Source organism: Streptomyces sp. NPDC005423, assembly GCF_040606415.1.
Classification (GTDB): Bacteria; Actinomycetota; Actinomycetes; order Streptomycetales; family Streptomycetaceae; genus Streptomyces.
Genome location: NZ_JBEXET010000088.1, coordinates 1 through 12361, shown reverse-complemented (window position 1 = coordinate 12361; position 12361 = coordinate 1). Strand labels below are relative to the sequence as shown.

Below are 12361 nucleotides of genomic sequence, written 5' to 3'. Positions count from 1 at the left end.
CGCCAGGACTTCATCCGTAATCGCCACAACAGCCCAACTGCATGGCAGCACCGAGGTATCGGCCCGAATCCGGCAGTAGTTAAATTACGGGTCCTGATCCGCTGCCAGTTCGTCGAGGACCACCAGCGCCCGATACGGTGTGCCAAAGTCGGCACCATGGCGCAGTCGGCACTCGCCAGGCGTTCAACGTTCAGTCGATCCGGACACTCGCGGTCATCGGCGACAAGGTGGCCACCTTCGCTCAGCCCGGCGCTGTCCGAGGCGGCCCTGGAGCAGGTCATCGCGCAGTCACGGACGGTGACATGGGCGAAGCGCGCAAGCAGATCGCGGCCCCGACGGCGAGGCGGGCGAGGCGGCGCAGTCACCCTGAGCAGAAGGTGAAGGTATTGCGCTCTCGGGTGATGTGCGCATCACCCGAGGTCAAGGCGGGAAGCCAGCAGCGCCAATGCGCTAACCACGCTGTCGATGCTTGGTTACAGGGAGTCGCCATGTCATGGTTGAGAGCGTCGGGAGTGCTCACCGAGCCTCGAAATCAGCGCTGCTCGCGAAGCGTGGATCACCGCGTTTCCGGAGCGCCCGTTGCTCACGGAAACGCGGATCCTAGAGTCACCGCCGTCCTGGGCGACGGTGGTCTCGGCGCACCGGGCCACGTGCCCACCCAGGGGTTCGACGGGGTGGTGATCACACACAACGCGGCTGACATCGCCCCGGCGTGGCGCGAGCAACTCCGTGAGGGCGCACGGTTGGTGGTGCCGCTGGAGATGGGCGGCTACACCCGCTCCCTCACCCTGGTCCGGCGCGGCGACGTGCTGCACTGCGAGCACTGGACGTACTGCGGGTTCGTGCGGGACCGCGGCGCCGCCGCCCGCACGGCCCCCGCCCTCCCCCTGGCCGACGGCGAGGTCACCGTGCGGTGGGAAGACGGTGAGCCCGGTGACCCCGCGGGGCTTGAGGAGGCGCTGCGCGGGCCCCGGCGCGAGCTCACCACCGGCCTTGTGGTCCGGGGCACCTTCAATTTCGAGACCTTGCAGGTCTACGCCGCGACGACGCTGCCGGGGTTCTGCCGCCTGACCGCCCGGGAAGGTTCCGCGCTGGTGGCGCAGCAGGACGCAGCGGCGATGCTTTCGGACGGCTCCCTCGCCTACCTGACCTACCGCAAGGTCAAGGACGCCCCGGATCCGGCCGACCGTCTCACCGAGTTCTTCATCCACGCCTACGGCCCAGCAGCCGAAGAGGTGGCGGAGCGCTTCGCGGAGTGTGTGCGCGTCTGGGACCGCGAGGTGCGCGAGAGCGGCTATCCGCCGATGACCGTCCACCCGGCGGCAACGATCGACGACCAGCTGCCGCCCGGTGACGTGCTCGACAAGCCCAGCGCACGACTTGTCTTCCAGTGGCCGGGCCGGACCCCCGCCGGCGCACTGAGCCTTTCGGCCGCAGGGGGACAGCGTGCCTGACTCCGACGAGCTGATCCCCGAGACGGCGGCGTCCTCCACGATGCCGTCCCTGCTCGGCGTGTTCGCGCACCCCGACGACGAGAGCCTCCTCGCCGGCGGTGTCCTCGCCCAGCACGCCGCCGCGGGCGCTCCGACCGCCGTGGTCACCGCTACCTGGGCGCCCGATAGCCACCGGGCCGGTGAACTCGCCGACGCCCTGGACATCCTGGGGGCGGGCAGGCCGCGAATGCTGGGATTCGCCGATGCCCGCATCCCTGACTCCGCGCCCGGCCGGCCCCGGCTCTGCGGCGCTCCGCTGGAGGAGGTGGCGGGGCTGATCGTCGAACACATCCGCGCCGTACGGCCACACGTCGTCGTCACCCACGACGCCTACGGCCAGCTGACCGGGCACCCGGACCACCTCCGCACCCACCAGGCGACCCTGCTGGCGTTCCACGCCGCTGGCCTGGAATTCCTCTACCCGCAGACCGGGGCTCCGTGGCAGCCAGATGCGTTGTACGCCGCGACGCACCCGGATTCGGGGGTGGGCGAACTGGGTGTGCTGTTGACGCGGGTCGGCAAGAAGGTGCTCAGCGTGCCGGACGGGCACGTCACCGAGACGGTCGACGTGAGCGACTGCATGGACCGGAAGCTGGCCGCGATTTTGGCGCACCGTAGTGAAGCAGCGCGGGAGCGGCCCCTACCTGGAATTCTCTCCCGGCTTCCCCCAGCGGAGCGGGAGTCGATCATCGCAACGGAGTACTTCACCCTCCTCAGCAGGAGGCCGACGCTAGACGGGGCGGTCCTCCAGCACTCACGGTGAGCTGCTGCCGAGGGGCTTGGTCATGGCCCGGTTGACTCGGGGGTCACGTCCGGCGACGTAGGAGGGGCAGGGCAGGTAACCGGTGCGGTGGTAGAGGGCCAGGGCGGCGATGTTGCGCCGTCCGGTCTCCAGCACGATCCGCGTGGCCCCGCGGGCGGTGGCGTGCCGTTCGAGGTGTTCGAGGAGGTACCGGCCGATCCCGTGGCCACGGGCGTCACCGGAGACGTACATCCGTTTGACCTCCGCAGTGTGCTCGTTGACGAGGCGTACGCCTCCGCACCCGACCGCCTCTTCACCGACGTAGGCGACGAGCAACAGGCCGGCGGGCGGGTCGAAGTCCGCCTCGGGGGTGGTGTCCGGGTCGTCGGCGAAGCCGTACAACGTGAGCTGTTCGGCGCGTAGGGCCTGGGTCAGACGTCGGGCGTCCGGGTGGTCGTAGGGCGCGGCAGTCACGGAAGGCGTCAGGCGTATCGCGGCCGGGGAGCCGGGGATGGTGGGCATGGTCATGAAGCCGATATTGCCCCGACAACTGCGGTGAGTGCCGGGCGCCCGTGACCGCACCCTGGATTTTGTAGGGTCTCGCCGCCCGTGGCCAGCGGGGACACTGTGACCTGGTGGTTGTCGCGCTGTCTCACGGCTTGGCCAGCCGTCCAGTCTCACGGCCGTGTCCGAATCCTCAGGGCGGCCACCGATGGCAAGGCTCCGACCTGCGGAGTCTCGCGAGTGGCCGCCGCTTGGCCATCGTTCGTGAGATTTGGCCACGGAATCTGAGATCCCACAGATTTCTTACGTACTTCAGCGGCCAGCGCTGTTCTGAGTATCTGCAACCTGTGGAAGCCAGTGCACAGCGTTGCCACGAAAGGACTGGTTGACCGGAATGAGATCAGGGCCGCTGGTGTCGTCCAGCGCCGTGACGTTGATGCCGAGCTCTGGAACGCCACTGTCGATCGCCGCGATTCGACTGCCGCAGTTCGGGCAGAAGCCGCGCCTCGGCGGCGGCCACTGGTCCTGGAGCAGCGCCCCGTGCTGGGTTGCACCACCCGCGCAGCCACCCAACCCGTATGGGTCTGTCGCCTCGCGCGGTTGCCAAGTCCAGTCGTCAGTGTGAGAAGGAGCTGACAGTTAGATGATGCGCTGCGGAGGACGGGTTATGCCCCTTACCCCATCAGAGTTTCTCGATCGCATGCGCCGTGGCGGCGGTCTTGAGCCGCTTCGTGGCTTCGTGACGCAACCACAGGATGAGCGCGACGTGATTTCGTTCGCGTTCAGGTCAGATTCTTCGACATGGACCGACATTCCCCTCAACTTGATCGACGCAATCGAGCAACTCTCCACGGTCAGGGTCGCGAGCGAATCCCGGCAGGGTGTCCGAATTCAGCTGAAGCCGCCACAGACGGACGAGGGAAGGGTCTTGGCCTCTCTCCTGGTGGACCACTTGGACTCAGCTCGCTCGATGCCTGTCGGCGGCCTTCGTCCCGCTCAGCCGCTTTTGGCCCCGCCGTGGTACCCGCCTCAATATGGGCCGGGCGCATCCAGCTGCGGGAGAGGCCCCGTGCTGCGTATGGATGAGTGTCAACAGTACGCCGCTGGCGCCCAATACAACTGGATCATGGCTGGCTACGAAATGGGACAGGGCCACGCTGAGACCGCACAGCTCTACGCTGAGGCCGCCGAGTCGGCGGCGACGCTCTACGCGGCCTGCGGCCCCTCCCTCTGAAACCGCGGTGGGAAGCGGCAGCCGTCGGGCCCAGGCGACTACCGGCCCGGCGGTGCTGCCCAGGGTGGCGGCCTCGGCATGTCCCCCTGGTGGGCCTCGTGGACGCCCCGGGACGGCACGACGCCGCTTTCTGCGGCCTTCCGCAGGCCGGGCTGAGGCCACTGGCGGATCGGTGACCCGCCCTTCCTGGTCGTCGTCGATGCCGGCTACGACGTGACCCGCCTGGCTTTCCTGCACGCGATCGAACCCGCGCTACACTCCGGCCGCCCGGCAAAAGACCAGGTCAGACAGCAAAATCCTGCTGGAGTATTAAGCATCCCCTGGAGGTCTTGGACTGCCGCGCGGCACTCGCAGAGTTCTCCGTCGTCCTCGCTGAGCATGACCGCAGCGGGCCCCGGCCCGGGAGCTCGCGCCCTGCTGGCGAGCGAGAACGGGATGCCGGCCGCCGGGGCCATCGAGGGAGCCGGTGACGTGCAGACCAGTTGTAGGATTTCGCGATCCACGTCATAGAGCATCGCCCTGACCTGGCTTTATTCACGGGTTTGGGAGACGCCCAGATCCACGGTCGGGTGATGTTCACAAGTTTTGGGTTCTGGCACAGATCTTGGGGAGCCGTCGCGGAGGGTGACGGCGTCGTTCGATTGGGGAGGGTGGTCACGGACCCCGACTGTCGGACGTAAAGGCTCACCTCGTAGCCTCCGCGCATGACTGATGATCCGCTCCAGTGCCGATGCGTCCTCTGTCACGACTACAGTGACCGAGACGAAGCGGACCGCATGGATCTGACGATCATCGAGAACGTGCAGCAGCACGGATGGCACGTCGTGATGGTTCCCGAGGACGAGATCGGCCCCGGATACGCCTACACGATCGGCCTCTCGCACACTCACGGCGCACCTGAGCTCGCCATGTTCGGGCTTGATGTCCACGCCATGCACCGCATGCTCAACAGGCTCGGAGCGAAGGCCGCCACGGGCGCCGTACTGGCTGATGCCCAGAGGCATCATGACATTGTCGACGGTCACCAAGTCGCGCTCAGAAGTGTGGATCTCCGCTGGTACCGGACCTTCTTCGGGCGGGCCATCGGGTTCTACCGGCGGCCTCCCTTTCCCGTGCTGCAAGTTGCGTGGCCCGACGTGGATGACCGTTTTCATTGGGAAGAACAGGCTGAGGAGAGGCATCGGGAGTCGCAGCCTCAGCTGTGGCTGCCACCGAGGGAGCACCCTGCCGGGGTCTGGACGACCGAGCTCTGACCTCGAGCGTGCCGACCAGCGACAGACCAACGTCGTCGCGCATAGTTGCTGAGCCCTTTCCAACCTGGCTGTGGCGTCGGGGTGTTGGTGGGCATGGGTTGTACGGAACGACGAAGCTCCTGGTAGACGGGTTCTCGACCAAGATCACCCGTGTCCGCCAGGAGCTTCGCGTGCTTGTCCCGTCGTCGATCGATCTGTCCAGCCGCACGCTGCGGCACCTGACGAGGCAACTGGCCGCTCACCGGCGGGAGACAGGTACGCGATGGCGGCGTCTGCCCGTCGGCCGTCAGGCTCTGCTCGCTCTGGCCCACCTACGATGCGGCGACACGTGCGCCCAACTCGCCGCAGGGTTCGAGATCGGCATCGCGACCGTCTACCGCTACGTACGCGAGGCCGTCGAAGTGCTGGCCGCCCAGGTGCAGACCCTGGCCGAGGCAATGACGACTGTCCGGACGAAGGCGTACGTGATCCTGGACGGTACCCTCCTGCCCATCGACCGGATCGCCGCCGACACCCCGTACTGCTCCGGAAAACACAAGCGTCACGGCATGAACGTCCAGGTCATCACGGATCCCTTCGGCCGACTGCTGTGGGCCTCCGCGGCCCTGCCCGGCTCCACCCACGACCTGACCGCCGCGCGTGAACACGGCATCATCGAGGCGCTCGCAACGGCAGGGCTGAAGTGGTGGGCGGACAAGGCGTACCAAGGGGCCGGCCGTCATGTCCGCGTACCTTTCCGGGGCCGTCGGCTCAAGCGCTGGAAGCGACGGCACAACAGCACCCACGCCAAAATCCGGTGCCTCGGCGAGCAGGCCATGGCCGTCCTGAAGAGCTGGCGCCTGCTACGCAAGCTCCGCTGCAGCACCAACCGGATCACCAACATCGTGAAGGCCGTCGTCGTCCTTCACCACGCCTCAACCTGAGGTGGGAAAGGGCTCACTGTCCAATCTGCGTCCCGGCCAGACAGCCAGCATCGGCGGAGACCGCGGCCTGAGCCTAGGCATCCAGATACACGAAGACGGCTGGCTGTCGATCCAGGTGAGCGACCCGGACCGCCTTACGACGGTCCTGGGAATGCGGCCCCAGGGAGACTGGATCGTTGAGCACCGCGGGCGCCTGGAACAGGTTCGGCTCGCCTGGCCTCGCGAAGTCATCGAGACGGCCCCAGGAGCCTACGAGTGGAGCCCCAACCGTAAACGGTGATCACCCTGATCCAAGCCGCCGACATCACGCATTCAAGTTCAGTAGCCGCGTGAGTCTGCCTGAAGCTGAAGGATCGGGGCGCCGTCGATGTCAGTCGTGTCAGTGAGCTGTGCTGCGTCGGCAGAGGGACCGTCCCAGACGGTTTCAACGGCATTGGCGACACGAGCACCGGTTACGTCTTCGGCCACTGAATCGGCGGTGCCGCCGAACAGGTTTCGTGCCAAGTGGCACCTCCGTAAAAGGGCATGAAAAAGGGCCCGGCGGCGAGACCGCGGGCCCTAGTTCATGAAGCTGTCAGTGTTATTGACCCGAAACGGTAAGAGTTCCGAGTCGTTTAATGCTGCATGATTGAACTGATGGGGGACACACGCCGGACGCTACGACAGGAGCACCAGCGATTCTTTGGTGGATTCCCTTACCGGGTTGACGTCATCAGGGACTTGAAAGAGGGTCCCTTCGGCCAAGCTTGAATCCTGACCGACGCTAACCCAACCCGCACTGTTTCACACTGACGACGAGGGTGCCAGGAAAGTTCCCCAAGTGTAACTACCAGTCACAGTGACAGTTACCGTCGCAAACCTGACAGCCGCTGCCTTCCCTGCGGCATCAGGGTAGAGCGTAGTCTTCTGAGTGTAGTACCCGTTCTGCGTGATAAGGCAGTCCTTCCAAGTGTAGTACCCCTCGTCGAGAGTAATCCACTCCGAAGTCCAACTACCCGACCTAGGAATAATTTTGTAGCTATCAACAATGGGGTTCGAGTTGTTATTCAATCCCCAAAGATAACTGTCTGCATTGAGTTTGAGGTGCCGACTGTGACAGGAGTCGGCATTGGCCGTTGTTGGACTGTCGGTGAGAGTCATCGTTACCGTGTTGTACGCTATTTCATCGGCGGCATAAGCGGAGGCTGTCGTTCCAATTCCAGCCATCGCGGTTACGGCAACAGTTGTGGCAATCATCGACATTTTCTTTACGCTCATCACTCACTCCTAGCGAATGGTCCTTGACGGGCTCAGTGAATTCTTGCCATCGCAGGTCTGCGTGTCAAGAGGTTCACGGACTGGAGTGAAACAAATCCCATTCCCCAGAACGTTGCGCAGCTAGGACCTCGCGGCCCTCGGCTTTCGCCTTTGCGCGAATCGCCGGCCAGGTCTCCTCCCGCCAGACGCGCACTGCCTCCGGGTTCTGCTCGACGGCCCGCTTGTCCGGGCGCTGGAACGACAGGCCCCAGCGGCGCAGGTAATTGCCCACGCCCTGCTCGGTCAGCTTCACCCGGTACAGCTTCGCGATCAGGTCCCCCACACCGGCACGCGTCCACAGTTGCCCGGCCAGCCCCAGGTCACAGGGCCGGTGATCCAGCACGGCCTGCCGGACCGCCTGCTGCTCGACCGCGTCGAGAACCTGATGTTCCCCGACCCGGCGCCCACGCGGCTGGGCCACGAGCGCCTCGCGTCCGCCGGCCAGCCACTTCGCCCACCAGTTGTCCACCGCCTTGAGCGAAACCTGGAACACCGCCGCGACATCCTCGCGAGTCCGGCCTGCCACCAACGCGGCCACCGCCCGCAACCGAAGAGCCTCCTGCGCCGACGGCGACAACTGCCGCGCGTCCCCCACCAGTTCACTCACGCAGGGATCAACGACCCAGAACACCTACCGTTTCGAATCAATAGTTGCACGGCCCGAAGGCCGTCCAAACTCTGAGCGATATCAGTCGAGTTGGGAAAAAGGAGAGTCGCAACCGTCTGACTGGAGCTGCTCTGAGCTATCTCAGCGTGAATCTCCACGACGTTGGGAAGGCCGCCATTGCAGTTGGGGTTGTGGAGTACGCCCTTGACCACCTGACCTGTCGTACCAATGGCAGGCGTAGGGAGCGTGACACCGATGGTGTTCGTGCCCGTACGAGTCGGGCCGGTGTCTTCCCAGTCGTTGTTCAGGTACACCGAGAAATAGACCATTCCGGGGGCGATCCAGCGCCAACGTCCGATCTTGTTCGCGTTTGGGAGGTCCACGTTCACGTTGACCAAACTCGGAGTGTACTGGCGGGGTTTGGAGAGGTCACGCGAAACCACGTTGCTATCGCGCCCGACCCAGTATTCGGTTTGCGTGTCGGTGTTGTTCAACCACTGCGTCGCCGTGCCGACCCACTCCTCGAAAACCTCCGCCGTCGCCGTGCGCAACACCTCATTGCTGCTGGCGACCTCCAGGGCCACCGTCCCGATCGGGCACGCGTCGGCATAGTCGGCCGCAGCAAGGTCATCTGCCGCAGCTTCGAAAGCGCGCACCAGGGACTCCACCGGATCGGGCACGCTGTCCAGCAGAGCCAGGACCATTCGGCCGTACTCGGTTCCGGATACGCGGATCATGTCCTCGGCCACTTGTTGCTTGCCACCGGGGAAGAAGTGGTAGATCGAGCCGAACGGTGCGTCCGCCTCCACCGCGATCCGCTTCAGGCCGGTGGCCGAGTAACCGGGTCGGCGGAACAGCACCGTGGCGGCCCTCTGGATTCTGGCTCGCGTGTTCGACTCTCCCAATTGCCTTCCACCCCTTCCCCCGCCAAGATTAAAGTAGAACGATCTATCAAGTGAGGGGCTGGGATGCCGAGGATCGAGTTGTCGTCCGGACCGATCGACTACCAGGACACCGGCGGCGAAGGGCCGGTACTGGTCCTCGCCCACGGTTTACCGATGAACGAGACTCAGTGGCGCAAGGTGGTCCCGTTGTTGGACGGATACCGCTGCGTCCTGCCCACGCTGCCCCTGGGCGGTCATCGTCAGCCGATGAATCCGGATGCCGATCTGTCCCAGCGCGGTGCTGCCCTGCTCTTGGGCGAGTTCATCGAGGGGCTCGGTCTGGACCGGGTGACCCTCGTCCTCAATGACTGGGGCGGTGGACAGTTCCTGGTGTCGGAAGGGCAGGACCGGCGCATCGCCCGCCTGGTGCTGGTGGCTTGCGAGGCCTTCGACAACTTTCCCCCAGGGCTGGCCAAGGCCATGGCGCAGGTGTGCAGGATCCCCGGCGGCGTCTGGCTGCTGACGCGGCTCATGCGCGTTCCCGCCTTCCGCCACAGCCAGAGCGGATACGGCGGGATGAGCCTGTGTGGAGTCCCCGATGAGATCATGGACGACTGGTTCGCGCCCGCCACCCGCAGCAGGGCCATTCGCAGGGACTTCGCCAAATTCGCCACCGGGGCACCCGGACGCAAGACCCTGCTCGCCTGGAGCGATCGACTGCGTGACTTCGACCGCCCGGTATTGGTCGTTTGGGCGACCGAGGACCGCCTGATGCCGCGTGAGCACGGGCCCCGGCTGGCCGAGCTGTACCCCCAGGGCCGGCTGGTCGAGATCGCCGACTCGTCCACCCTCATCCCCGAGGACCAGCCCGAACGACTCGCCCAAGTGCTCACCGGCTTCCTGACCCAAACCGGCTCAGAACCGGTCCGAAGGGTCTCCTGAGCCCGGGGCGGCAGACGGATGCGACAGCCGCTACCGCCCTGCCGTCGATGTCGAAACCGCAGACCGGTCCGGTGCCGCTTGGCGCCGAGTGAAGTGACGCATCGGATTACCCGTCAGCGCCGGCTCGTGTACGAGGACCGGACCGAGCCGGACGCCTCGTCCCCATCAGCCCCCACCAGACCGTCCGTCGCCCCGGACAGGCGGAGGCTTGCGATCTTCGCTGTTGGTGACAGGAAGGCTGCCGAATGAGCAGTGGTGACAAGCCGCTTGCCTCGCTGGTGACAACCAGCTTGCTTCACCCGGTCTCATTCACCAGCTCAACCGGCTCTGCCGGTGACAACTATCGTGCTTCGGCTCAGTTCGGCGGGCCGTCGCACAGCGCTCTGGCGGCGGCCCGCACCGAATCCACACGATGAATGCGAGACCGAAGATGACCCGGTTCTGGCCGCCCGGCGAGACCACCCGCCGACCGCTCGCCCCGCGCTTCGCCGCGCCCCGTGAGCCGGTCGACCCCGCCCGGATCGGCCGCCGTGTCGTACGGCGCCGGGCGAAGGGCATGGACGCCGGCGTCATCGCGGCGGCCCTCGGGGACGCACGCTTCGACGCCCGGCAGGCGTCCCGGCACGAGGACCTGGCCGACGATGCCCGCGGCCCGGCGGAACTCGCGGAGTGGGAGCGCCTGGACCAGCTGCTCGCCGCCGCGCCTTCGGGCACCGTCTACGACCCGGACACCGACGACGTCGTCCAGGCCAAGCTCGCCGCCGACGCCGCGGCCGCCGCCGCCCGGGAAGCCGAGCTGCGCGAAGCCCAGCGGATCGCGGCCCGCGCCGACCCCGGAGCCCAACTCCGCTTCACCGACGCCGACGGCATGCGCCTGACCTGCTTCGCCACCAACACCCCCGGCACCGCGATCGCCGGGCTCGAACTGCGCCACCGCCGGCGCGCCCGCTGCGAGGACCGCATCCGGGACGCCCGCTCCACCGGCCTGCGCAACCTCCCGCTCCACGGCTTCGCGCAGAACCAGATCTGACTGGAGATCGTCCAGCTCGCCCTGGACCTGCTGGCCTGGATGCCGATGCTCGCCCTGACCGGCACGACCCGCCGCTGGGAACCCAAGAAGCTTCGCTTCCGCCTGTTCTCAGCCGCCGCGCAACTCGTCACCACCGGCCGCCGCCGCTACCTCCGCCTCGCGGCGCACTGGCTCGCATCCGTCTTGGCCTCGCCCGGGTAGAGGTCGGCGATCCGCCGCATCGTTAGCCCCGGCAGATAGGCGATGGGGCAGCCCATGTCCCGCGCGACCGCCAGCGGCAGGGCCCCGATCGAGGCCGGCTGGTCCACTACGACCAGCACGGTGCCGTGCTTGGCCTGGAGTTTCGCGAAGAGCTCGCGGAGCTTGGGTTCGGTGTTGGGCAGGCGCTTGTCGAAGGCTTTCTTCCCGGCCGGGGTGACGGCGGTGGCGTGGTGTTCGCCCTTGCCGACGTCCAGGCCGAGGAAGACGTCGATGTCGCCGGTTTCGATCACGTGCAGGCCCCTCCATCACGCTTTCGTCCGGCCTGCCACGGCATCGAGCTGCCACATCCACGTTACGGAGAGCTCTTCCGGCCCGGGTGAAGCCGGTGCCCAAGCCCCTCATCAGCGGTCCGTCGATGCCTCCGGGCCCGGTGACACCACCCCCCGGATCATCAACCGCAACAAGGGGGGAAGTCATGCCGGACCCGAAGGCCGGAGGCCCCATTGCGGAGCCACGAAAAAGACATCCGATGCGGTTGATCTGTCAAGCGGCAGCGGTGGGCTCTGGTGTCAGTGGGGTGTGACAGCATCCGCCGAATGACGAGTGCACACGCAGAACGCGGCCTGGAGATGTTACGGGTGGGCGACTTTCCCATCTATACGTTGACCTTCGTACGGGGTCTGAGCCCTGTCGAGCTGCTCACCCGCATGGGAGTTGACCAGGAAACCCTCGCCCTTCGCGACGGCATGGATCTGTCGGACGACTTCGGCGACGACCTTCTCGATGATGAGGAACCGGTCGTCACCACGGGCATCGACGGCTCCTGGACCTGGGCGTGGGAACAGGGTGGTGTGCACGGGCTCGAGGAGCAGATCCTGAGCGCCGTGTCCGTCGGCACCGAGGCCATCGCCCTGCACTCCAACGAGAAGCCGATGTACTGGTTCAAGTACGTGGTCGACGGCGACGTCATCGTCGACTTTCACACGCTCCAGGCGATCGAGCCGACCGGACAGGACCCGACACGACTCGATGAGCACATGCGGCCGTTGGGGCTCGTCCCTGGCGAGTTGCCTCCTCTCCATGGCGTCCTGTCGCTCGTCGAGAACGCCTTCCATATCCGGTTGACACACCCCCGGGAGGTGGACGATCCGCGTATAAGCGTGACTGATGGTGGGGGCTGGTAGCACGCTCCGTCGCGGAGCATGGCCCAGAGGACGTTGGCCCGGCGGCGTGCGAGAGAGAGCACTGCTTG

11 protein-coding genes and 3 pseudogenes are annotated in these 12361 nt (G+C 66.2%); 8 read left to right on the top strand and 6 right to left on the bottom strand.

The genetic code is table 11. The features are described 5' to 3' along the window. Positions 1-302 precede the first annotated feature (302 nt). Together ABZT12_RS38770 and ABZT12_RS38765 are read left to right on the top strand one after the other, a co-directional pair. Positions 303-1454, top strand: a complete 1152-nt coding sequence (locus ABZT12_RS38770) for a hypothetical protein (protein ID WP_356394424.1) — start codon at positions 303-305, stop codon at positions 1452-1454. Positions 1455-1494: 40 nt separating this feature from the next. Continuing rightward, positions 1495-2256 carry a PIG-L family deacetylase gene (locus tag ABZT12_RS38765; RefSeq protein ID WP_356394427.1) on the top strand — a complete coding sequence of 254 codons (762 nt, stop codon included), beginning with the start codon at positions 1495-1497 and terminating at the stop codon, positions 2254-2256. Here ABZT12_RS38765 and ABZT12_RS38760 read toward each other — a convergent pair. Continuing rightward, complete coding sequence (locus tag ABZT12_RS38760; RefSeq protein WP_356394421.1) at positions 2248-2763, bottom strand: GNAT family N-acetyltransferase; 516 nt, start codon at positions 2761-2763, stop codon at positions 2248-2250. The two genes, ABZT12_RS38765 and ABZT12_RS38760, sit on opposite strands and share 9 nt — an antisense overlap. 1986 nt (positions 2764-4749) lie before the next feature. On the opposite strand from ABZT12_RS38760, the gene ABZT12_RS38755 reads away from it, so the two are divergent. The 3 genes from ABZT12_RS38755 to ABZT12_RS38745 all read left to right on the top strand — a co-directional run bounded on the left by ABZT12_RS38755 (position 4750) and on the right by ABZT12_RS38745 (position 6429). Then, entirely contained in the window at positions 4750-5226 is a 477-nt protein-coding gene (locus ABZT12_RS38755) for a DUF4262 domain-containing protein (RefSeq protein WP_356394418.1), read from the top strand. A 170-nt stretch (positions 5227-5396) separates the two neighbouring features. Further along, positions 5397-6149, top strand: coding sequence for a transposase family protein (locus ABZT12_RS38750; RefSeq protein WP_356394416.1), 753 nt, complete (start codon positions 5397-5399; stop codon positions 6147-6149). A 1-nt stretch (position 6150) separates the two neighbouring features. After that, positions 6151-6429, top strand: a complete 279-nt coding sequence (locus tag ABZT12_RS38745; RefSeq protein ID WP_356394413.1) for a DUF5959 family protein — start codon at positions 6151-6153, stop codon at positions 6427-6429. A 38-nt stretch (positions 6430-6467) separates the two neighbouring features. Here ABZT12_RS38745 and ABZT12_RS38740 read toward each other — a convergent pair whose 3' ends face one another. From ABZT12_RS38740 to ABZT12_RS38725, 4 genes and pseudogenes are all read right to left on the bottom strand, one after another. After that, positions 6468-6653 (bottom strand): hypothetical protein, encoded by a 186-nt coding sequence (locus ABZT12_RS38740; RefSeq protein ID WP_356394410.1) that lies wholly within the window; start codon positions 6651-6653, stop codon positions 6468-6470. 279 nt (positions 6654-6932) lie between these two features. Then, positions 6933-7406, bottom strand: coding sequence for a hypothetical protein (locus ABZT12_RS38735; protein ID WP_356394407.1), 474 nt, complete (start codon positions 7404-7406; stop codon positions 6933-6935). A gap of 121 nt (positions 7407-7527) precedes the next feature. Beyond that, positions 7528-7992, bottom strand: a pseudogene (locus ABZT12_RS38730) (winged helix-turn-helix domain-containing protein); the annotation flags it as partial. A 56-nt stretch (positions 7993-8048) separates the two neighbouring features. Beyond that, a complete protein-coding gene (locus ABZT12_RS38725; RefSeq protein WP_356394404.1) occupies positions 8049-8957 on the bottom strand; it encodes a TetR/AcrR family transcriptional regulator in 909 nt (302 codons plus the stop codon). Positions 8958-9020: 63 nt separating this feature from the next. Between ABZT12_RS38725 and ABZT12_RS38720 the strand changes: the two genes are divergently transcribed. Then, the gene (locus ABZT12_RS38720) at positions 9021-9878 is read left to right on the top strand and encodes an alpha/beta hydrolase (protein WP_356394401.1); all 858 of its coding nucleotides are present in this window, start codon (positions 9021-9023) and stop codon (positions 9876-9878) included. An 832-nt stretch (positions 9879-10710) separates the two neighbouring features. After that, a pseudogene (locus ABZT12_RS38715) lies at positions 10711-11109 on the top strand (transposase); the annotation flags it as partial. Here the strand turns inward: ABZT12_RS38715 and ABZT12_RS38710 are convergent. Then, positions 11082-11399, bottom strand: a pseudogene (locus ABZT12_RS38710) (IS110 family transposase); the annotation flags it as partial. The pseudogenes ABZT12_RS38715 and ABZT12_RS38710 sit on opposite strands and share 28 nt — an antisense overlap. A gap of 306 nt (positions 11400-11705) precedes the next feature. Between ABZT12_RS38710 and ABZT12_RS38705 the strand changes: the two are divergent. Then, positions 11706-12293, top strand: coding sequence for a DUF6461 domain-containing protein (locus tag ABZT12_RS38705; RefSeq protein ID WP_356394398.1), 588 nt, complete (start codon positions 11706-11708; stop codon positions 12291-12293). Positions 12294-12361: the final 68 nt, after the last annotated feature.

Bases quoted from the DNA above. Each gene is read 5' to 3' on its own strand.
- ABZT12_RS38770 (WP_356394424.1), top strand. From the start codon at position 303: ATGGGCGAAGCGCGCAAGCAGATCGCGGCCCCGACGGCGAGGCGGGCG.
- ABZT12_RS38765 (WP_356394427.1), top strand. From the start codon at position 1,495: ATGCCGTCCCTGCTCGGCGTGTTCGCGCACCCCGACGACGAGAGCCTC.
- ABZT12_RS38760 (WP_356394421.1), bottom strand. From the start codon at position 2,763: ATGACCATGCCCACCATCCCCGGCTCCCCGGCCGCGATACGCCTGACG.
- ABZT12_RS38755 (WP_356394418.1), top strand. From the start codon at position 4,750: ATGGATCTGACGATCATCGAGAACGTGCAGCAGCACGGATGGCACGTC.
- ABZT12_RS38735 (WP_356394407.1), bottom strand. From the start codon at position 7,406: ATGAGCGTAAAGAAAATGTCGATGATTGCCACAACTGTTGCCGTAACC.
- ABZT12_RS38720 (WP_356394401.1), top strand. From the start codon at position 9,021: ATGCCGAGGATCGAGTTGTCGTCCGGACCGATCGACTACCAGGACACC.
- ABZT12_RS38705 (WP_356394398.1), top strand. From the start codon at position 11,706: ATGACGAGTGCACACGCAGAACGCGGCCTGGAGATGTTACGGGTGGGC.